Raw genomic sequence first — 20373 nt, forward strand, 5'->3', positions numbered from 1 at the left:
GCAACACTTCCCGAGAAGGGCCTTCCCGTGCAGCACTCCAACGCAGCGAACCGGCTGGACCGCCTGCCGATTTCGCGATTCCACAAGATCACCCTGGTGGCCGTCTCGTTCGCCTACTTCTTCGAGTTCGCGGACATCAACACGTTCGCCACCACCGTCCCCAAGCTCGTCAAGCTGTGGGGGGTCACCGTCAACCAGGTCGCCTACGTCACCTCCCTGTCCTTCGTCGGCATGTTCTTCGGCTCCCTCATCGGTAGCTGGATCGCCGACCGCTGGGGCCGTAAGAACGCGTTGGCCATCACCACCCTGTGGTTTGCCGTCTTCTCGTTCGCCTCGGTGTTCTCCTGGGACATCCCGTCTCTCGGCGTCCTGCGGGTCCTCACCTCGGCGGGGCTGTCTGCCATGACCGTGGTGGCGGTCATCTACGTCAACGAAATCTTCCCCGCCGCCGTTCGCGGCAAGTACCAGGCCTACGCCATCGTCATCGGCATCTGTGGCACACCCGTCACCAACCTCGTTGCCGCCGCGGTCGTTCCGCTCACCGATTGGTCGTGGCGGCTGGTCTACCTGTGGGGCAGCCTCGGCATCCTCTTCCTCCTCTTCACCCGGCACCTGAAGGAATCGCCCCGTTGGTACGAGAGCAAGGGCCGGTACGACGAGGCGGACGCCGTTCTGAGTCAGATCGAATCCCGTGTCACCGCGGAGACGGGCCCGCTGCCCGACCCTGCCGCCCCGATCGCAGTCGCCACCAAGCAGACCAAGGCGCCGCTGCGACTGCTCCTGCAGAAGAGGTACCTCGTTCCCACGGTTCTGCTCTCGGTCATGTGGGTGACCCAGACGATCGGCTTCTTCGGGTACTCCAGTTGGGCGCCCACCCTGTTGGCGCAGGAAGGCCTCAGCGTGGAGAAGTCGATCTTCTACGTCGCGCTGACCACGGTCGGTGCGCCGCTGGGCTGCTTCCTTGCCGCACAGGTCACCGACCGCGTCGAACGTAAGTGGTGCCTCGTCGCATTCGGTGTGGTGATCGCGATCTGCGGCCTGTTCTACGGGCTGACGTTCAACCCGATCATGATCGTGGTGTTCGGCTTCCTCGTGAACTTCTTCGAGCGCGGGTACACCGCAGTGGCCTACGCATACTCCCCGGAACTGTTCGACACCCGAACCCGATCATTGGGCACCGGCGTCTCCTACGGACTCGGACGCCTGTCGAACGCCGTCGGTCCGCTCGTCATCGCTGCGCTGTACACCGGCTCGGGCTACCAGAGCGTCTTCTACTTCATCGCCGGCACCTGGCTCGTCGGCGCTCTCGTCCTGGCACTCTTCGGACCCCGAACCCGGCAGAACCGGCGCGCCCAGTCAGCCGAGGCGGCACCGACGGTCTCCACCGGAGCATGACGGCATCGGCCGCCGCCGATAGCCCATGCCGATTCACGCCCCTGTCACCAGACTTCCGGAGAAGCCCATGTCCGTTTCAGATATTCGATCCAGCTCGACAACTCGTAGTCAGCTCGCGGACGCCACGCCACGCCACGCCACGCCTCGCCGCACCCGGATCCGCTTCCTGATCGTCGCACTGCTCTTCATCATCTCCACGCTCAACAACGCCGACCGCGCGATCCTGTCGATCACCGGCACCGAGATCAAGGCCGACCTGGGTATCAGCGCCATCACTCTCGGCTACCTGTTCTCCGCGTTCGCCTGGGCGTACATGCTGGGCCAGATCCCCGGCGGACGGCTCGTCGACCGGTTCGGTGCCAAGCGCGTGTATGCGGTCAGCATCTTCGTGTGGTCGCTGTTCACTCTCCTGCAGGGCTTCGTGCCGCTGATGAGCATCGGCGCCGCGGTGGTCGCCCTGTTCGCCTTGCGGATCGGTGTCGGCATCGCGGAATGCCCGGCGTATCCGTCGAACGGCCGCGTGGTGGCAACCTGGTTTCCCACCTCCGAACGGGCCACGGCCTCCGCCATCTTCAACTCCGCACAGTATGCGGCGGCCGTCGTGTTCACCCCGATGATGGCGTGGCTGACGCATTCGCACGGCTGGCACTCCGCCTATCTCGTCATGGGCGGAATCGGCATGGCGCTGAGCGCGCTGTGGCTGACATTCTACGATCAGCCGCGCAAGCACCGCATGGCCAACGACGCCGAGATCGAGTACATCGCCGACGGCGGTGCGCTGATCGACATCGAAGAGGCGAGTTCCGCTCCCGATGCCGCGAAGGTGGATACTGGCAACGCGATCCGCCAACTGCTCAGCAGTCGAATGATGCTCGGTCTCTACACGGGCCAGTTCTTCATCGCCACCATCGTCTACTTCTTCCTGACGTGATTCCCGATCTACCTCATCGAGGAGTTGGGAATGCCGCTGCTCGACGCCGGTCTCGCCGCGTCCATTCCCGCCATCTTCGGCTTCCTCGGCGGCATCCTCGGCGGCATCGTCTCCGACCGCCTCCTGAAACGGGGAATATCGCTCACCAGGGCCCGCAAGTTCCCGATCATCACCGGGTTGACCCTGTCGACCTCGATCATCCTCTGCAACTTCACCACCTCCCAGACCGTCGTCATCCTGATCATGGTGCTGGCATTCTTCGGCAAGGGCCTCGGCAGCCAGGGCTGGACTCTGGTCTCGGACACCTCCCCCAAGGAGGCAACCGGATTGTCCGGCGGCCTGTACAACACGTTCGCGAGCGCCGCCGGCATCACCACGCCGCTGGTGATCGGCTACATCGTCGACCACCGGATCGTTCGACGGAGCGTTGATCTTCGTCGGTGTCAGCGCAGCGCTCGCGGTGTGCAGCTTCCTGTTCATCATGGGCCCCATCACGCGAGTCGCGTTGAAGCCCGCCGAGAACTGACCGCAGTCACCCTCTTCCACGAAACCTGGAGTGCCATGACCATCGACCACACCGGGTCCGATCGTGCCCGGACCCGCCTCGCTCTCTCGGTGCTGGCCCTGTGTTGGTTCGCCATCCTGTGCGACGGGCTCGACACGTTCGTCTACGGTGCGGTGTTGCCGCGCATGCTCGCCGACCCGACCCTCGGTATGGACCCCGGTGCCGCCGGCACCGTGGGCAGCGTCGCGACCCTCGGCATGCTGATCGGCGCGCTGGCGGCAGGCCCGATCGCCGACCGGCTCGGCCGGCGCACCGCGATCGTCGCAGGCGTCGCGTTGTTCTCGATCGCGTCATTGGCCTGCGCAGTCGCCCCCTCGCTGGAGGTCTTCGCGGCGGCGCGGGGCGTGGCCGGGCTCGGCCTCGGCGGGCTCATCCCCACCGCCATCTCGATGGTCATGGAGTACGCCCCGCGCGGGAGGGCGAACCTGATGGTCGCATCGCTGATGACCGCCCATCAGGCCGGCGGCATCCTCGCCCCGGGATTGAGCATGCTTTTCCTGGACAGTCGCGGATGGCGCTTCCTGTTCCTGCTCGGTGGCCTACCGCTGATATCTGCCGTGCCGCTCATGCTGAAGTTCCTCCCCGAATCGATGGGGTACCTGCTCGCTCGCGGCCGCGTCGCCGATGCCGAAGCGCTCGCTCGTAGTCGCGGTGTCGCGGTCACCGACTTCGTGACTACCCCGACCGGCACGGGCGGGACGGCGTCGCCGACTGCGCACCGCATCCGCCGGCTGTTCACCGGATCCCGTGCGATCACCACCCCGGCGTTGTGGACGGCGTCGTTCGCCGGGCTGCTGCTGGTGTACGGGGTGGCCACCTGGTTGCCGGTCATGATGAGGTCGACCGGGTACGAACTGGGCTCGGCGCTGAGTTTCCTGCTGGTGATCAATCTCGGTGGCATCGTGGGCATGCTGATCGCCGGGCAGGTGGCCGACCGGGTCGGGCCGATTCCGACCGCGCTGGTGTGGTTCGCGTTGACCGCCATCGGCATCGCGGCGTTGTCGGTGCAGCTGCCGCTCGCCGCGACCTACGCCGTGGTCTTCGCGACCGGTGTGTGGTTGTTCAGCGCCCAGACCATGGTCTACGCCGGCACGGCCGCCCACAGCGAGGCCGACTTCCGGGCCACCGCCGTCGGGCTCACGTCGGGGATCGGCCGGTTCGGCGCTGTGTTCGGCCCCTGGCTGGGCGGCGTTCTCATCGCTTCCGGGACTCCGCGGTGGGGGTTCGGGGCCTTCGCAATTGCCGCTCTGCTTGCCGTGGCCGCGCTGCTGGTGGTTTTCGTGACAGACCGCGTCGGTTCGCGCGCGACGACGAGTTCAGTGCTCGAACGGGTCTCCCTGTGAGTGCCCGTGTGCGGTCATCCCTGCCGGGCCTCGGCGACGTCCTCGAGCGCGGCGGTCACGCTCGCCAGGTGGTGCCGCATGGCTGCCTCCGCCCGCTCCGGGTCGCGCGCGCACACCGCGTCGATGATGGCGACGTGCTCGGGCAGCGACACCGACATCCGGCCGGGGTGCATCGACAGCTTGAACTGGTGCCGCACCAGCTGACCACGCAGCCGCTCGAGGATCTCGTCCGCCGACCGCTGCGCACTGATCTCCCGAACGCGCTTGTGCAACAACTGGTTCGCCCGCGAATACCCGAACACGTCTCCGGCCGAGACCGACGTCGTCAATTCCTCGCGCAAGGCGGTGAGTTCCTCGATCTCCGCGTCGGTGATCTTCTGAGCCGCCTTCGCCGCGCACAGTCCTTCGACGACCATGCGCACCTCGGTGATCTCGACCGCCTCGTCCAGCGACACCGACCGCACGCGGGCGCCGCGGTTCTGGATCCGCTCGACGAGGCCCTGGGCGGTCAGTTCGTGCAGGGCCGCCCGGACCGCGCTGCGACTGGCGTCGTACTGCGCACACAGGTCTGCCTCGACCATGCGTTGGTTGGGTGCGAAATCTCCGTCGAGGATCGCCTTGCGAATCAGGTCGGTGACCGCAGCCTGATCCGTGCTGTGCTCGCGAGCTTCCTTCACCGGCATCGGGCTATCTCCGCTCAGATCATCACCAAAATTGTTACCGATATTGTACCGACCCATCGTCACCTGGATCGCACATGGCACCAGATCCACCCAGGAAAGAGGAACCGATGACCCAGCAGACGACGATCGCCGTCCTCGGACTCGGCGAGGCCGGCGGCGCATTCGCGCGCGATCTGATCGCCGCCGACGCCACCGTTCGCGCCTTCGACCCCGAAGTCGCCGCACCGGACGGAGCCATCGTGTGCCGCTCCGAGGCCGAGGCCGTCGACACCGCCGACCTCGTCCTCAGTGTGAACAACGCGCGAGCCGCGAAGGGCGCACTCGAACGGGGCAGCCCCGCAATGAGTGCCGATCAGGTCTGGGTGGACATGAACACCGCCGCGCCCGATCTCAAACGCACCCTCGCCGCCCACGCCGCCAGACACGGACTCGGTTTCGTCGACGTGGCGATCATGGCTCCGGTCCCCGGCCGCGGACTCCGCACCCCCCTGATGGCGAGCGGCCGCGACGCTCACCGGGCCGCGGAAATCCTCACCCGCTACGGCGCATCCGTCGACATCCTCGATGCACCGGCGGGTGCGGCCGCGGAACGAAAACTGCTGCGCAGCATCTTCTACAAGGGAATGTCCGCGGCCATCGTCGAAGCCCTCACCGCGGGCCGCGCACTCGGCCTCGAACAATGGCTCACCACGAACATTGCCGACGAACTGACCCGGGCCGACGCCGGCACGATTGCCCGCGTCGTCGACGGAACGCGACGCCACGCCAGGCGCCGCGCCGACGAAATGGACGCCGCCGCAGCCATGCTCCGTGCCCTCGGAATCGACCCCGACATCGCCCAGGCCACCCACGAACTGCTGACCAAGATCCCGGCGCCATCAGCATGTGCCGAACCGAGACGTGCCGTGCCGAACTGAGACGTCGCCACCCTCTACCCGGTCATAGCGTCACGTTGCGTCAGTGACCACAGACACGACAGGAGAGTGGGATGTCCGATCTCAACGCCGCGCTCGGCAAGGTTCTCGACAGCGTGACCGAGGAAGACGCGCCGAGGGTGCCCGGAGTGGTGGCGATGGTGACCGATCGCGACCGCATGGTGTTCGAGGGTGCCGCCGGGGTGCGGTCCTTGGCCGACCGCGAGCCGATGACCGCCGACACCGTGTTCGCGATCTTCTCCACCACCAAGGCGATCACCGGGACCACGGTGCTGCAATGCGTCGAAGAGGGTCTGCTCGACCTCGACGCGCCCGCCCGGGAATACGTTCCGGAGCTCGGCGACATCCAGGTCATCGAGGGATTCGACGACCACGGCGATCCGGTGCTGAGGGCGCCGAAGCGGGACATCACCACGCGGATGCTGTTGTTGCACACCGCCGGGTTCGGATACGACTTCTTCGACGAGACCTACAACCGGTTGGGTGTCGAGCACGATCAGCCCGGCGTGATCACCGCGACCCGGGCGTCGCTGAGGACACCGTTGCTCTTCGATCCGGGCGCGAAGTGGCAGTACGGGACGAACATAGACTGGGCCGGTCAGGTAGTCGAGGCGATCCGTGGCAAGCGCCTCGGCGAAGTGATGGCCGAGCGGGTGTTCGCGCCCCTGGACATGCACGACACGTCCTTCACCCTGACCGGATCGATGGCGGCCCGGCGCGCGAGCATCCACCAGCGGGAGGAGGACGGCCGACTCACTCCGTTGGATCTGGTGCTGCCGCAGGATCCCGAGATTCACATGGGCGGGCACGGCCTCTACTCGACGGTGGGGGACTACCTGAAGTTCCTGCGGATGTGGCTGAACGACGGAGACGCGCCCGGTGGGCGAGTCCTGCGGGCCGACACCGTGCAGGCGGCCGTGTGCAACGGCCTCGAGGGGCAAGAGGTCGGGATGCTGCAGGGTGTGATTCCCTCCCTTACGAACGACGCCGAATTCTTTCCCGGACAGCGCAAGTCGTGGGCCTACACGTTCATGGTGAACGAAGAGGACGCACCCACCGGCAGGCCCCGCGGGTCGCTCGGGTGGGCCGGGCTCGCCAACTCGTACTACTGGATCGATCGTCGCAACGGAATCGCCGGGTACTGGGCCACCCAGGTCCTGCCGTTCGCCGACCCCGTGTCGTTCGGCGGCTACCTGGACTTCGAGACGGCGGCGTACCGGCACGCCCCGCTCGCATCACCCGTCTAGGTCGGCGAGCTTCCGTTCGAGCACCGTCCGCTCGCGCTCGTTGCCGCACAGCTTCACGGCCGCCTCGAGTTCGGTGCGCGCCTCGTCGGTGCGTCCAAGTCGGGTGAGCAGTTCGCCGCGAACGCTCGGCAGCAGGTGCGAGTTCGACAGCGCCTGGGCGGCCACCAGCTCGTCCACGATCGGCAGCGCCGCGGCCGGTCCCTGGGCCATGGAGACCGCCACCGCCCGGTTGAGGTCGACCACCGGTGACGGTGCGAGCCGGCCGAGTGCCTCGTAGATGAGGACGATCCGCTCCCAGTTCGTCGCGTCGACCGACGGCGCGACGGCATGGCATTCGGCGATCGCCGCCTGCAGGCCGTAGGCGCCCAGCCCCCGGCCGGCCTGTTCCGCGCGGGCGAGGGCGGCTCGGCCCCGGCGGATCGCGGTGCGGTCCCAGCGGCGGCGGTCCTGGTGCTCGAGCAGCACCGGATCGCCGTCCGCACCGGTGCGGGCCGGGAACCGTGCCGCGGTCAGTTCGAGCAGCGCCAGCAGGCCGTGGACCTCGGGCTCGTCGGGCACGAGCCGGGTCAGCACCCGGGCGAGGCGCTGCGCTTCGCTCGCGAGGTCGAGGCGGATCAGGTCGTCACCCGAGCTGGCCGAGGACCCTTCGGTGAAGATCAGATAGATCACGCTGAGCACCGAGCCGAGTCGCTCGGTCCGCTCTCCGGCAGGCGGCACGTCGAACGGCACCCGGGCCGCCCCGAGGGTTTTCTTAGCCCGGGTGATCCGGGCCTGCACTGTCGCGGTCGGGACGAGGAACACCTTCGCGATCTCGTCGCTCGTCAGACCGCCGACCACCCGCAGGGTGAGCGCGACTCTCGCCTCCCGCGACAGCACGGGGTGGCAGGAGATGAACATCAACGCAAGCATGTCGTCGTCGATCTGGTCCGGATCCCACAGCACATCCCCGGTGCCCTTGGCCGGATCGGCGGGCCCGCTCCCCGAGACGGCACCGCCCTCGCCCAGGTCGTGAGCGAGGACGGCGTACCTCTCGTCGAGGGCGGAGCGCCTGCGGAACGCGTCGATCGCCCGGCGCCGGCCGACGGTGAGCAACCATCCCGCGGGGTTGTGGGGGATGCCGTCGCGTGGCCAGCTCACGAGTGCCTCGGCCAGCGCCTCCTGGGCGAGGTCCTCGGCCAGCGCGAAATCGCCGGTGTACCGCGCGAGCGCACCGACGATCCGCGCCGACTCGATCCGCCAGACGGCGGCGACGGCCTCACGCCCGGTGTGGCCGTCACCCGTCGACCCGCTCAGAGCTGGCCGGTCTCTTCGCGCCACGCCCGCTCCTTCTGGACCCATTCGTTGTCCTGCGGGAACTCGTCGATCGTGGCGACCCGGCGGATCTCCGCCTTGGAACCGGGACCGGCCATCGGGGCACGCTTGGCCCACTCGATGGCCTCCTCCTTCGACGCCACGTTGAGCATCCAGAAGCCGCCGAACAACTCCTTCGTCTCGCCGTAGGGGCCGTCGGTCACCACAGGCGTCTCGGAGGAGTAGTCGACCACCACACCCGATTCGGGGTCGGGGTCCAGGCCCTCGGCGGCGAGCAGCACGCCGGCGCGGATCATCTCGTCGTTGAACTTGCCCATCGAGTCCATGATCTCGGTGAAGTCGATGTCCTGGAACGCCGCGAAGGTTTCGTCGGTGGCGCGCATGATCAGCATGTACTTCATGGTTCCGTCTCCTTGGATGTCGGGGTCCCTCTTGGACCTTCTCATCCTCAGGTCGAACGGGGAGTGACATGGATCGACACACTCGCGAAATTCTTTTTCGACCGACGTCACCCGTTTACGACGCAGGCGGCGTCGAGCGTGGTCCACGACCTTCGGCGGGCATCGAGCGGGGTGCCGGCGAGGATGCGGGCTCGGCGGTGCTCGGGTTCGAGCAGCACTGTCGCGAGGGTGGCCCAGCGCTGACCGAACACGGCGTCCGGCGCGGGGACGCAGCACAGCTGCGGCTGTCCGGGATCGGAGTACAGGTACTCGACGAGGTGATCGGCGACGGTCGGCTCGGCGTACCGCTGCTGCCGGGAGGCGATCAGGCCGTAGCGGTCCTGCGAATCAGGCTCGTACAGACCGGTCTTCTCGCGGGCGGCGTTGGCCGGGTCGAGGAAGTGGTTGGTGTGCGTCAAGAATCCGTCGCTCGGGCGGAGCGTCGCGACGCCGACGGGGCTGACCTCGGCACACGCGACGGTGTCGGGGTCGATCAGGGTCAATGCGCCCGAGGTCGCGATCGGTGCCGAACGCAGCAGCTCGAGGGCTTCGTCGACAGTTCCGGCTTCACCGAGGACCGCCGCCGACAGAACGTGCACGGGCACCCCGGCCGGTGCGTCGTCGCGGTGGCCGAGGATGTTGAAGAAGACGCCGAGACCTGCGCTGTTCATCCCGATCTTGCCGAGGATGCCGTGCTCGGTCAGCCCGACGTAGCTGTGGCGGGTTCCGCGCACCTGATGGGTGTGCCAGTACGGGTCCAGTTCCTCGTGCCAGTCCCAGGTCTGGACACCGAACGGCGCCGACGGACGATCCGCGGGTGCGTACGCGATCGTGGAGCACTCGCCGGGACGGGCCCCGGTCGCCTGGGACAGGATCTCCGTCCGGCCGTTCAGAGCCATCACGTGCCAGGGCTCGAGGCCGGCACCGGCAGCGATGCCCTCGATCTCCTCGAGGTACCGGGGTCCCCACGCCGCCAGCACATCCGCGAGGCGGTGCGCGCTGTCGCGGGTCCGGGACTCGCTCACACCGACCGTGTCGAACAGGCGCAGATACAGTTCCACGGACGCGGGGAGGTCGGTGCGCAGCTGCGTGCCGCGGGCGATGCCGCGTTCGCGCGGCCGTGTGTCGTCCACGCAGACGTGGGTGTGGACAGTGCTGGTCTCGGTCATCGGAGTCCTCGTTGTGGTGCTGGTGCGAATAGTGCTGTGTGCCGGCCGATCACAGTCGATCAGCGGGTTCGGTACGAGCGCATCAGCGCGACGTACAGTGCTGCGGAGACGATCAACCCGACCGGCAGCGACAGGTCCACGCCGCCGACGGCGTTCGCGACCGGACCGGTGTAGATCGGGGCGGCGACGCAGAGCGCGGCCGCGGTGATGCCGGTGAAGACGGCCACCGTTCCCGCCCAGTTGATTCCACCGCTGTACCAGTAGGGGCTGCTGCTGGTTTCGTTGCCGAGCTCGACGCCGTCGTAGCGGTTGCGGCGTAACAGGACGTCGGCGACGTACACGGCCATGACGGGCCCCATCACGGTCACGACGAGCTGCATCATGTTGCTGACGGTGTCGAGGAAGTTGGAGACGAGCAGGGCGTACAGCGTCATGGCCACACCCATCGAGCCGTCGAGGAGGACGCTGCGCGAACGGCGCAGGCGCAGGCCGGCCGATTGCAGGGCGAGTCCGGAGCTGTACGCGGTCATCGCGTTGTTGGCAATGGTGCCGAAGATGACGGCGAGCAGGAAGATCGGCGTGAACCACGCCGGGAGAATGGTCTCGAGTGCGATCTGCGGGTCGGCCATGTCGAGTCCGGTGCCAGCCAGTGCGCCGAGCGCGGTGAACAGCACGCTGGGGACGAACGCGCCGAGCGCCGTCCACGCGGTGACCGAGAACGGTGACGTGGTGGTCGGCAGGTAGCGGGCGAAGTCCGCGCTGTTGGTGTAGGACAGCGGAGCCGACGCCACGATCGACACACCCGCGGCGACCGTCGCCCACAGGCCGATTCCGTGGAGTGCCTCCGCAGGCTGGTAGCCCCAGTCGGCGTTGCCGAGGACGTATCCGGCCATCACCACGAAGATCAACGTCAGCACCAGGGCCAGCGGCTGGTAGAGCCGCACGATCGTGGCGTGCCCGTACACGCCGATGGCCAGCGTGACGGCGGCGATCGCCAGGATGATGACGACCTTGACGGGGGTGGTCGCGTCGATCCCGAACCGTTCGACGAGCCGGAAGGCCGTGTAGGACGCGGCCGCCCAGTTCAGCGCCAGGTAGCAGACGCTGATGAACCAACTGGTCACGAGAATGTTCACGCGGTTGCCGCGGATGCCGAAGATCGCCCGCGTGATCACCTCGCTGGGCGTGCCCGACGCGGGTCCGCTGGCGGCCACGATCCCGGTGAGGATCGAGAACAGGTTGCCGACCACTATCACCGCCAGCGCCTGCCAGAAGGACAGGCCCATCAGGATCAGTGCGCCGCCGACGACCAGGGCCAGGTAGCTCACGTTGGGCGCCGCCCACACCGCGAACAGGTCCCGGGCGCGGCCGTGCCGTTCGCTGTCGGGGATGAAGTCGATGCCGTGTGTCTCCACCCGCCCGGCGCGGTCGGCCGGCGTCGTTGCGCCGGGCGTCGCCGCACGCGGATCTGCTTTTGTCGATGCCATGGGGTCCTCCGGATAGATGAGCACGGATGTGCGGCTGGTGGGCGCAATCGCCGATCTGTGGCGTGACCCCGGTCACCGTACGGAACCAAATCGATTTGGACAAGAGTTGCGCGAGGCAATTTGCAAATCGATTTGGTGCAGGTTGCGGTGTTGGTAGCCTGGGTGCGTGACGGAGAAGCGGTCGAGGCCCACCATCGCCGACGTGGCACGGCATGCGGGGGTGTCGACCACGACGGTGTCGCACACGTTCAGCGGCAAAGGCGTCGTCGCCACTGCGACGCGTGAGCGTGTCCGCTCGGCCGCCAAGTCGCTGGGCTACCGGCCGGACGTGGTGGCGAGGGGCCTGCGGAGCAACCGTCTCGGCGTGCTCGCCCTCGTGCTCCGGCCACTCGAGACACTGGATTCGTCTCTCCCAGAGGGTGTCGACTACTTCCTGCGGTTCGCGGGTTCGGCGGCTCTGGCCGCGATGGATTTCGGATACGGGCTCATGCTGGTGTCCGATCCGACGCGCGACGAGTCACCCGCCGCCGCCCTCGCCTGTGACGGGTTCCTGATCACGGAACCTGTCACGAATGACCCCCTCATCGAGATGCTCCTCGGGGAAGGCGTGCCGTTCCTGTCCGTCGGCAGGGATCCGGCGAGGGCCGACTACGACGCCTGGCTCGACACCGACACCGAACTCATGACCGGCCGAGTGCTGCGGCACCTCGAGGATGCGGGGGCGACACGAGTGGCTCTCGTTGCCGGCACCGATTCCAATTCGTGGAACCTGGGCGCCGAGGCCGCCTACCGCGAGTGGGCAGCGACGCGCGGTCAGGACGCCCTGGTCGCCATCCGGCCCGAGACCACCGGCGAGGCCGGCGGACGCGAAGCCGCGGACGAACTGTTCGACCGGAACGACCCACCCGACGCGGTGTATTGCCTCACCGGCCGGCACGCGGCCGGGGTGCTCGCGCGGGTCCGGGAACGAGGGCTCGACGTCCCCGGCGACGTGCAGATCGTCGGCGGCTCCGACTCGGAGCACACAAGATCCGCCGTGCCCCCCATCACCTCGGTGGACCTACAGCCCGAACACCTTGCCCGCGTAGCCGTCACGCTGCTGGTCAACCGCCTCGACAACCTGGACCGGCCGGTCCCACCAGGGCACCTCCACGGACGCCTCGTCGTCCGGGGCTCCACCCGGGCGTCACGCCGGTGACGGCGTGTCCTCGCTGTGCTGCTCGGCGGTCGCCGTGCCGCGACCGATGCTCAACTCCGGATGTGGGACGGCGTTAGCGATATCCTCGACAGGACGCTATCGAGAGGTGAGTCCACGGTTGTATCTGCGCTGGTTGTGTCGTCGGGACCAGTGTGCGGAACCACGAGCCGGCGGAGTGAGTAGACCGTTCGATGGGTGAAGGTGATCCGCTCGACACTCAGAGGTACCCGCCGACCCCGGCCGCCGAACTGGGTGGAGCTGGTTTCGCTGACGTTCAGGAGATCGGCCGCGGCGGTTTCGGCGTGGTCTACCGATGCACGCAGGCGGACCTGGATCGCACGGTGGCGGTGAAGGTGCTCACCGTGGAACTCGACGAGGAGAACCGGGCCCGATTCTTTAGGGAGCAGCGGGCGATGGGGCGGCTGACCGGGCACCCGAACATCGTCAACATTCTGCAGGTCGGCGCCACCGACAGCGGCCGTCCCTACATCGTGATGCCGTACCACTCGCAGGATTCCCTCGACGTGCGGATCCGCCGCCACGGTCCGCTGTCGGTGGAGGAGGCGTTGAGGCTCGGGGTGAAGATCGCGGGCGCTCTGGAGTCGGCGCACCGACTGGGTGTCCTGCATCGGGACGTCAAACCCGCGAACATCCTGCTCACCGATTACGGCGAGCCGGAGTTGGCCGATTTCGGCATCGCGCACATCAGCGGCGGCTTCGAGACCGCCACCGGTGCCGTCACCGGGTCGCCCGCCTACACCGCGCCGGAGGTGCTCGCAGGGGACCCACCGGCTCCGGCGGCCGACGTCTACGGCCTCGGCGCCACCTTGTTCAGCGCCCTCACCGGGCATGCCGCGTTCGAACGTCGCAGCGGTGAGCAGGTGGTCGCGCAGTTTCTGCGGATCACCACAACGGAGGCGCCCGATCTGCGTGAGCACGAAATCCCCGACGACGTGTCCGCTGTTGTCGCCCGTGCGATGTCCCGTGAGCCCGGTCAGCGCCCGGCCACTGCCGCCGACTTCGGGGAGGAACTGCGAGGCCTGCAACGCGCCCACGGCTTCCTGGTCGACGAGATGCCCCTACGAGCCGAACCCGGCACACAGGGCAACAACCGGAGAAGCCAAGACGTACGACCGGGTCGCGCAGGTACCTCCACTCCGGGCGCGACGGGGAATCTTCCCCTGGAACTGACCAGTTTCGTCGGCCGCCGGCACGAGCTCACCGAGGCGAAGAACCTGCTGGCCGGGTCCCGGCTGGTGACGTTGACCGGGATCGGGGGTGTCGGCAAGACGCGGCTGGCGATGCGGATCGCGCCGGCTGTGCAGCGCGAGTACGACGACGGTGTGCGCCTGGTCGAGTTGGGCGAACTGCGCGACGAGTCGTCGCTGGTCGACGCCATCGCGGGCGCACTGGGATTGCGGGACCACTCGGCGAGGCCGCTGCGGGAGGTGCTGATCGAGTTCCTTGCACCGCGACAGGTGCTGTTGATCTTCGACAATTGCGAGCACATGGTGGACGCGGTCGCCGAACTCGCCGGCCCCCTGTTGTACACCTGTCCGCGGCTGCGGATTCTCGCCACCAGTCGCGAACCCCTGGGCCTCGGTGGGGAGGCGGTGCTGCGGGTCCCCCCGCTGGCCGTCCCGGATCCCGAGCGGAAGCCCTCCCTGCGCGGGTTGCCCAAATACGATGCGGTGTCGTTGTTCGTCGAACGCGGCGCTGCCGCGGTTCCGGGGTTCGCGCTCACCGAGGAGAACGCGGCGGCGGTGGCGGGAATTTGTCACCGGCTCGACGGGTTGCCGCTGCCGATCGAGTTGGCGGCGGCGCGGTTGCGAGCGATGTCGCCCGAGCAGATCCTGGGGCGGCTGACCGACCGCTACGCCCTGCTGACCCGTGGCAGCCGGGGTGCGCCGACGCGGCAGCAGACCCTGCGGTTGTGTATCGATTGGAGCTTCGAGTTGTGCACCGCAGGTGAACAACTGGTGTGGGGGCGGGTGGCGGTGTTCGCGGGGAGCTTCGAACTCGATGCCGCGGAGCGGGTGTGCGGCGCCGACCTCGACCCGGGCGAGTTGCTCGACACGCTGACGTCTTTGGTGGAGAAGTCGATCCTGATCCGGGAGGAGTACGGGTCGGTGGTGCGGTTCCGGATGCTCGAGACCCTCCGCGAGTACGGCTTCGAGAAGCTCACGCAGACCGGTGAGGCTTTGGCTTTGCGTCGCCGACACCGGGACTGGTACGAGGCGTTGGCGCTCGATGCGGAGGCCGAGTGGATCAGCGCCCGTCAGCTCGACTGGATCGCCCGGCTGAAGCGGGAACAGCCGAATCTGCGGGAGGCCCTCGAATTCGGCATCGACGACGACCCCGCCGCCGGCCTGCGCACCGCCGCCGCACTCCGCTGGTTCTGGACATCCCAAGGCCTCTACAACGAGGGCCGGCGCTGGCTGGACCACCTGTTGGCTCGTTACCCCGTCGAACCGACCGTCGACCGGATCAAGGCGCTCTACTGCGCCAGCGTGATGGCCGACGTACAAGGGGATCTCGAGTCCGGGGCCGCGCTCGTGGCGGAGGCGCGGACTCTCACCGCCCGCACGAGTGATCCGATGATGCGCGCTCTCGTCGCCGACGCCGACGGCACGCTGGCGCTCTACAACGGTGATCTCGAACGGGCCCGCTCTCGCCTCGACACCGCGCTCGCAGAGTTCCGCGAACGTGGGGAACGCACACTCGAAACCAGCGCCCTCTACCTGTTGGGGACGACCTATGGACTGTCCGGCTCGACGGAGCAGGCTGTCGAAAGCCTCGAGCGTGTTCTCGCAATCACGGAAATGCACGGCGAGAAGGTGTATCGATCGCATTCGCTGTGGGCCCTGGGAATTGCGGTCTGGCAGCAGGGTGACGCCGATCGCGCGATCCGGCTTCTCGACCAATCGCTGGAGCTGACCCGGCAAGTGCGCAGCCCCCGCTTCGCCGCAGCCTGCCTCGAGGCGCTTGCCTGGATCGCGTGCGAGCGGCGCGATGCAGCTCGGGCCGCACTGCTGATGGGAGCCGCGGAAGGGCTGGCGCGGTCGGTGGGCAGTGCCGTGGTCATACATTCCAATCTTTTTGTATATCAACAGAACTGCGACCAGGAAGCTCGGAAACGACTCGGAGGCAAAGTATTCGAGGAGGCCTACCGCAAGGGCCGAAGCCTGAACTTCGATGCGGCAATCGCCTACGCCCTCCACGAGCAACAGCCCGCCGCCTCCACGCCGGCCACCGGCGCGTCGCCGCGACTGACCAAGAGGGAACGCCAAGTGGCCGACCTGATCGCCGAAGGCCTGACGAACCACGCCATCGCCGACCGCCTGGTGATCTCACCCCGTACCGCGCAAGGGCACGTGGAGCACATCCTGGCCAAACTGGGTTTCACCTCCCGGACACAGGTCGCAGCCTGGGTCGTGGAGCAGGCGCACGACTAGGTACCAGGTAGGGCTCGACTACCGCGATTCTCTGAGACGCGGTGCTGCGATGGCTGCGGCGACGAGACAGGCAATGGCCCCGAGGAGTAGTCCTGCGCGGCCGCCCCATTGCTGACACACCCATCCGACGATAGGTCCGCCTACTGCTGTGGATCCGATGAACGCCATGCCGAACAAGGCCATCACCCGCCCGCGTGTGGTCGCTGCGGCGGCGAGTTGCAGCGTGCTGTTGGTCGTGGAGGTGAAGGCGACGCTGCATGCTCCCACACAGGCCATGACTACAAGCATGACCCACAGATTTGGGGCGAGGGCGGCGACGAGGAGGAGGGCGCCGAAAGCGATTGCCGTGAACACGAGCGGCCGGGTCCCGGTGCGGCCCCAGGCTGCGACGGCGAGTCCGCTCACCACCGATCCTGCACCCATCGCGGCCGTGATGAAGCCGTATGCCCCCGGCCCGGCGTCGAAGGTCTGGTCGGCGATCACGGGCAGAACCACCGGGAACTCGAGGGCGAAACAGCCGATCAGGGCCATCATGGTCAACGGCACGGCCAGCTGCGGGGAGCGTCGGACGTACACGAGTCCTTCGCGGAGCTGACCGCGGGCCCGGGCCGTCGGTGGGGACGGGTTCAGCTGTGCGACGTCGAGGGCGAGGAGGGAGGCGACGACCGCCACGAAACTTGCAGCGTTGAGAAGGAAACACAGACCGACACCGCCGGCGGCGATGACGAGTCCGGCGGCGGCGGGCCCGATCATCCGGGCCGTCGAGTTGAGCACCGATTGCAGGCTGACGGCGTTGCGGAGGTGATCGGCCTCGACCATCTCGAGCAGGAACGATTGGCGTGTCGGGTTTTCGAAGCACTGGTTCAGGCCGAGGACGAGCGCGAGAACGTAGACGTGCCAGAGCCGGACTGTTCCGGTGACGGTGAGAATTCCCATGATCAGTGCTTGCACGCCCATCAGTGTCTGCAGGGCAACCATCAGGCGCCGCTTGTCGAGTCGATCGGCAACTACCCCGCCATACGGGGCGACGAGGAGCATGGGCACGGTCTGCAACGCCATCACCACGCCGATCGCGGTGGCGGAGTCGGAGAGCTCGAGGACAAGCCACGATTGGGCGATGGTTTGCATCCACTTGCCGGCTTGGGAAATTGCCTGACCGGTGATGTAACGGCGGAAGTTGGTGCTGCGGAGGGACGCGAAGGTCTGCCCGCGGAGGCCGGAGAGAATGGTCATCGGCCCATCCCGGGGCCGGGCTCTGGTTCATGGTTGCTCGTGGTGATCACCTCTGTCAGGGGTGGAGCTGTGGAAATGCGTGCCGTCCGCCGGATTTCGGCGGACATCGGCAGCGGACGGCACGCACGTGGGGGGCTCGACCTATATATCAGCTCTGCCAGCGTCCTATCCGGCCAGGCTGGGATACAGCCGTCGCGCGGTGCCCGCGAAGATTTCGCGGCGTTCGGGCTCGGGTACGTCGGCCAGTACCTTGTGGGCGAGGGCGACGAGTTCAGGCAGCGACTGTTCGGCGGCGGGCAGGTTGGAACCCCACGCGATCCGGTGCGCTCCGAACGCCGCGAGCACCGGATCAAGGAAACCAGAGGCCTTTTCGCCGGCGTCGTGGAGAGGTTCGAGGTTGCGGTGGGTCAGCTTGAGGTGCAGGCCAGGATGGACGGCCAGCTCCGCCACCGCTTCGCCGGCGTCGGTGGGCGAGGCCGCGATGTCGGGGTAACCCATGTGGTCGAGCAGCACGCGGACCGAGGGGAACCGGTGCAGCAGCTGGTGCACTTGCTCGGTCGCCGGTCCGAGCCGCATCTGCAGGCACACCGTGACCCCGAGCTCGGTGGCCTTGTCCCAGAAGGGATAAGTCTCCGGCGCGGCGAACCACTCGCCCTGGGTGGGCACCGTGCTTCCGCTGGTGAACAGCCGCACCCCGGCGAGGCCACCGTCGCCGGCCACCGCCTCGAGGTTGTCGGCGGCGTCGGGCCGCAACGGGTCCACTGTGCCGACCGCGATGAACCGGTCCGGCCGCTGCGCCCGGCTGTCGAGCACATAGGAATTGTCGTAGCCGTAGGCGGTGGTGGCCTGCACCAGCACGGCCTGACCGATCCCGGCTTCGTCCATGCGCTCGGCCATGCCGTCCGCGGTGACCGGCCGGGTGGTGGCCCAGCCGGACTGCTTCCCGCCGATCGGGGCCCGCGGGTAGCGGGTCACGTCGTCGGTGATGATGTGGCAGTGGGTGTCGACGATGTCCATGGTCTGGACCTTTCTCGGTTGGTGGGCCCGGCTCAGGCGTCCGGGTAGTCGCCCTTGGCGAACAGCAGGGCGGGATCGGCGGAGAAGTCCGGATCGAGCAGGCCCTGGTCCCGCGAGAACTTCACGAGCGCTCGCACGCTCGCGTCGTTGGCGTGCAGGCCGTAGGGGATCGGGTCGCTTCGGATCTGCCTGGCCTGCTTGCCCAGCCGCGGCAGCGCCGACCACTGTGGATCGGCCTCGATCTGCCGGCGTTTGCTCTCGGCGAATGCGGCGTAGAGCGCGGTGGGCAACCCGGGATCACGCTCGACGAGGTCACGTCGGATAGCGATCACCGAGTGCAGCGGATAGATCCCGGTGCGCAGGTACCAGTCGGTGGCGAGCACCTCGTGGTCGGGGAACAAGGGGTACGGCCCGTCGTCGGCCGCGGGTTGCTCGGCCGCCGCCGACCACCCCGCCCGCGGCGCCCCCGCCCGTCCGGTGCCGGCGTTGCCGCTGAACGCGGCGTCGATCTCGTCGGCACGCAGCAACTCGCCGAGCGAGCGGCCGTCGGTGACGCGCTCGACGTTCGCCGGGGCACGGCCTTCGATGTGGTCGTCGTCGTCCACGACCCACTTGACCGTGTCGATGTCGAGGTCGTACTCGTCGCGCAGGATGCCGCGCATCCACACCCCGGTGGTCACCGTGTAAGCCCGGACACCGATTCGTGTGCCCTTCAGGTCGGCGGGGAATCGAATTCCCGATGCCGAACCGCACTGCACGTCGGCGTGGTGGAAGCGGCGGTTGAGGAAGACGGGGATCCCGGTGAGCGGAACCCCGGCCTGCAGTGCCATCAGGTAGGAGGTCGGCGCGAGTTCGCACACGTCGAATTCGAGGTCGCGGATCATCCGCCGGTAGGCGCCGATGATCGGGCTGACCTCGACGGGTTCCACTGTGTAGCCGTCCACCGCGACGTCGCCACCCAGCAACGCCTGCACGTGCGGGTAGTCCCCGAGTGCGACCGAAAGCGTATTCATGTTCAGCCTTTCGTGTTCAGAAGGAACGAGTAGTTCAGCCGCCGAGCCGCGACGCGGCGACCCCGAGCGCGGCGCAGGTGCGGTCGACGAGTTCGTCGAACTCGACCCGGCGCGGCAGCAGCCCCTGCTCGTAGGCGTAACGAGAAGCGTCGGTGACGGGCCCGCGCAGACCGTCGAACCCGACGGGGCTCAGATCCACCGGACCCGCCGTCGGGCCGTCGGCCGCAGTGGCCGCGGCCAATGCGTCGTAGACCGCGAGCACGGCCTTCGGGTCCTCGTTCGCCGCCGCCGCGCTGAACCCGACCACGTGGTTGATGGGAGCGAATCCCTTGCGCGCGGCCCATTCGGCCGCGACCGCGAGCGCGTGGGGAATGGCGGTGCGGATCCGGTCGTCGGAGGGCAGTTCGTTACCCATGATCCCGTAGTCGAGCCGGCCTTCGAGGAAGTCGGCCTGCAGTTTGGCGCCTTCGGGTGCGCGCGTGACCCATGCCGGATCGGTGGCCCCGTCGACGTGTCCGCCTTCGTATGTCTGCCAGTTGATTTCGGTCAGATCGATGCCGTACTGCTCGCTGAGGAATCCGCGCAGCCATACCCCGGTGGTCTGGCTCCACGAGCGCACGCCGATGCTCTTGCCGCGCACATCGTCGACGCTCAGATCGCCCATGGTCACCAGGGTTTGGTGCTGGTAGCGGCCGAGCATGGTGACCGGCAGCAGCGCCACCGGCTTGTCGTGGGCGGCGGCCTGCAGCAGTGTCACCACGGCCAGCTCGCAGACGTCCGCCGCTGCGTCGTTCACGAAACCGCGTGATGCCTTGTGCACGGGCCGCACGTCGACACGTTCGGGTGTGGCACCGGCGGCTGCGGCCCCCTCGACGGCCGCGGCGGCGAGGTCGTCCCGGCCCAGTACGATCTTCATTTCCGACTCCTCTTGTCGTTGGTGGTCAGCACTGT

Annotated in this window: 16 protein-coding genes; 7 read left to right on the plus strand and 9 right to left on the minus strand. The window is 67.8% G+C overall.

The window, feature by feature from the left end:
- Positions 1 to 27 precede the first annotated feature (27 nt).
- The 3 genes from ACFVJ3_RS16495 (at position 28) to ACFVJ3_RS16505 (ending at position 4234) form a co-directional block, all read left to right on the plus strand.
- Entirely contained in the window at positions 28 to 1395 is a 1368-nt protein-coding gene (locus ACFVJ3_RS16495) for an MFS transporter (RefSeq protein ID WP_378453044.1), read from the plus strand.
- A 67-nt stretch (positions 1396 to 1462) separates the two neighbouring features.
- The gene (locus ACFVJ3_RS16500; protein WP_378453045.1) at positions 1463 to 2326 is read left to right on the plus strand and encodes an MFS transporter; all 864 of its coding nucleotides are present in this window, start codon (positions 1463 to 1465) and stop codon (positions 2324 to 2326) included.
- A gap of 30 nt (positions 2327 to 2356) precedes the next feature.
- Entirely contained in the window at positions 2357 to 4234 is a 1878-nt protein-coding gene (locus tag ACFVJ3_RS16505; protein ID WP_378453046.1) for an MFS transporter, read from the plus strand.
- Positions 4235 to 4248: 14 nt separating this feature from the next.
- On the opposite strand, the gene ACFVJ3_RS16510 is transcribed toward ACFVJ3_RS16505, so the two are convergent.
- A complete protein-coding gene (locus ACFVJ3_RS16510) occupies positions 4249 to 4917 on the minus strand; it encodes a GntR family transcriptional regulator (protein ID WP_378453047.1) in 669 nt (222 codons plus the stop codon).
- A gap of 107 nt (positions 4918 to 5024) precedes the next feature.
- Here ACFVJ3_RS16510 and ACFVJ3_RS16515 point away from each other — a divergent pair, with 107 nt between their 5' ends.
- Together ACFVJ3_RS16515 and ACFVJ3_RS16520 are read left to right on the plus strand one after the other, a co-directional pair.
- Positions 5025 to 5834, plus strand: coding sequence for an NAD(P)-binding domain-containing protein (locus tag ACFVJ3_RS16515; RefSeq protein WP_378453048.1), 810 nt, complete (start codon positions 5025 to 5027; stop codon positions 5832 to 5834).
- Positions 5835 to 5905: 71 nt separating this feature from the next.
- Positions 5906 to 7099, plus strand: a complete 1194-nt coding sequence (locus tag ACFVJ3_RS16520; RefSeq protein WP_378453049.1) for a serine hydrolase domain-containing protein — start codon at positions 5906 to 5908, stop codon at positions 7097 to 7099.
- On the opposite strand, the gene ACFVJ3_RS16525 is transcribed toward ACFVJ3_RS16520, so the two are convergent.
- The 4 genes from ACFVJ3_RS16525 to ACFVJ3_RS16540 all read right to left on the minus strand — a co-directional run bounded on the left by ACFVJ3_RS16525 (position 7088) and on the right by ACFVJ3_RS16540 (position 11506).
- The gene (locus ACFVJ3_RS16525; RefSeq protein ID WP_378453050.1) at positions 7088 to 8416 is read right to left on the minus strand and encodes an RNA polymerase sigma factor; all 1329 of its coding nucleotides are present in this window, start codon (positions 8414 to 8416) and stop codon (positions 7088 to 7090) included. The two genes, ACFVJ3_RS16520 and ACFVJ3_RS16525, sit on opposite strands and share 12 nt — an antisense overlap.
- On the minus strand, positions 8389 to 8811 hold the full coding sequence (locus ACFVJ3_RS16530) for a YciI family protein (protein WP_378453051.1): 423 nt from the start codon (positions 8809 to 8811) through the stop codon (positions 8389 to 8391). Before ACFVJ3_RS16530 ends, ACFVJ3_RS16525 begins: the two co-directional genes overlap by 28 nt.
- 107 nt (positions 8812 to 8918) lie before the next feature.
- Positions 8919 to 10019 carry a C45 family autoproteolytic acyltransferase/hydolase gene (locus ACFVJ3_RS16535; RefSeq protein WP_378453052.1) on the minus strand — a complete coding sequence of 367 codons (1101 nt, stop codon included), beginning with the start codon at positions 10017 to 10019 and terminating at the stop codon, positions 8919 to 8921.
- A 59-nt stretch (positions 10020 to 10078) separates the two neighbouring features.
- Positions 10079 to 11506, minus strand: coding sequence for a purine-cytosine permease family protein (locus tag ACFVJ3_RS16540; protein ID WP_378453053.1), 1428 nt, complete (start codon positions 11504 to 11506; stop codon positions 10079 to 10081).
- A gap of 166 nt (positions 11507 to 11672) precedes the next feature.
- Between ACFVJ3_RS16540 and ACFVJ3_RS16545 the strand changes: the two genes are divergently transcribed.
- On the plus strand, positions 11673 to 12704 hold the full coding sequence (locus tag ACFVJ3_RS16545) for a LacI family DNA-binding transcriptional regulator (protein WP_378453054.1): 1032 nt from the start codon (positions 11673 to 11675) through the stop codon (positions 12702 to 12704).
- A gap of 191 nt (positions 12705 to 12895) precedes the next feature.
- Positions 12896 to 16159, plus strand: a complete 3264-nt coding sequence (locus ACFVJ3_RS16550) for a protein kinase (protein ID WP_378453055.1) — start codon at positions 12896 to 12898, stop codon at positions 16157 to 16159.
- 18 nt (positions 16160 to 16177) lie between these two features.
- On the opposite strand, the gene ACFVJ3_RS16555 is transcribed toward ACFVJ3_RS16550, so the two are convergent.
- The 4 genes from ACFVJ3_RS16555 to ACFVJ3_RS16570 form a co-directional block, all read right to left on the minus strand.
- Complete coding sequence (locus ACFVJ3_RS16555; protein ID WP_378453056.1) at positions 16178 to 17392, minus strand: MFS transporter; 1215 nt, start codon at positions 17390 to 17392, stop codon at positions 16178 to 16180.
- 165 nt (positions 17393 to 17557) lie between these two features.
- Complete coding sequence (locus tag ACFVJ3_RS16560; RefSeq protein WP_378453057.1) at positions 17558 to 18409, minus strand: amidohydrolase family protein; 852 nt, start codon at positions 18407 to 18409, stop codon at positions 17558 to 17560.
- A gap of 32 nt (positions 18410 to 18441) precedes the next feature.
- Positions 18442 to 19422 (minus strand): 4,5-dihydroxyphthalate decarboxylase, encoded by a 981-nt coding sequence (locus ACFVJ3_RS16565; RefSeq protein WP_378453058.1) that lies wholly within the window; start codon positions 19420 to 19422, stop codon positions 18442 to 18444.
- Positions 19423 to 19456: 34 nt separating this feature from the next.
- A complete protein-coding gene (locus ACFVJ3_RS16570) occupies positions 19457 to 20338 on the minus strand; it encodes a hypothetical protein (RefSeq protein ID WP_378453059.1) in 882 nt (293 codons plus the stop codon).
- Positions 20339 to 20373 lie beyond the last annotated feature (35 nt).

The organism is Rhodococcus sp. NPDC127593 (assembly GCF_042671975.1).
In the GTDB taxonomy this organism is placed as follows: Bacteria; Actinomycetota; Actinomycetes; order Mycobacteriales; family Mycobacteriaceae; genus Rhodococcus_F.

Excerpts from the sequence above, each read along its gene's own strand:
- ACFVJ3_RS16500 (WP_378453045.1), top strand. The coding sequence starts at position 1,463 with ATGTCCGTTTCAGATATTCGATCCAGCTCGACAACTCGTAGTCAGCTC.
- ACFVJ3_RS16505 (WP_378453046.1), top strand. The coding sequence starts at position 2,357 with ATGCCGCTGCTCGACGCCGGTCTCGCCGCGTCCATTCCCGCCATCTTC.
- ACFVJ3_RS16510 (WP_378453047.1), bottom strand. The coding sequence starts at position 4,917 with ATGCCGGTGAAGGAAGCTCGCGAGCACAGCACGGATCAGGCTGCGGTC.
- ACFVJ3_RS16515 (WP_378453048.1), top strand. The coding sequence starts at position 5,025 with ATGACCCAGCAGACGACGATCGCCGTCCTCGGACTCGGCGAGGCCGGC.
- ACFVJ3_RS16520 (WP_378453049.1), top strand. The coding sequence starts at position 5,906 with ATGTCCGATCTCAACGCCGCGCTCGGCAAGGTTCTCGACAGCGTGACC.
- ACFVJ3_RS16530 (WP_378453051.1), bottom strand. The coding sequence starts at position 8,811 with ATGAAGTACATGCTGATCATGCGCGCCACCGACGAAACCTTCGCGGCG.
- ACFVJ3_RS16535 (WP_378453052.1), bottom strand. The coding sequence starts at position 10,019 with ATGACCGAGACCAGCACTGTCCACACCCACGTCTGCGTGGACGACACA.
- ACFVJ3_RS16540 (WP_378453053.1), bottom strand. The coding sequence starts at position 11,506 with ATGGCATCGACAAAAGCAGATCCGCGTGCGGCGACGCCCGGCGCAACG.
- ACFVJ3_RS16550 (WP_378453055.1), top strand. The coding sequence starts at position 12,896 with ATGGGTGAAGGTGATCCGCTCGACACTCAGAGGTACCCGCCGACCCCG.
- ACFVJ3_RS16555 (WP_378453056.1), bottom strand. The coding sequence starts at position 17,392 with ATGACCATTCTCTCCGGCCTCCGCGGGCAGACCTTCGCGTCCCTCCGC.
- ACFVJ3_RS16560 (WP_378453057.1), bottom strand. The coding sequence starts at position 18,409 with ATGGACATCGTCGACACCCACTGCCACATCATCACCGACGACGTGACC.
- ACFVJ3_RS16565 (WP_378453058.1), bottom strand. The coding sequence starts at position 19,422 with ATGAATACGCTTTCGGTCGCACTCGGGGACTACCCGCACGTGCAGGCG.
- ACFVJ3_RS16570 (WP_378453059.1), bottom strand. The coding sequence starts at position 20,338 with ATGAAGATCGTACTGGGCCGGGACGACCTCGCCGCCGCGGCCGTCGAG.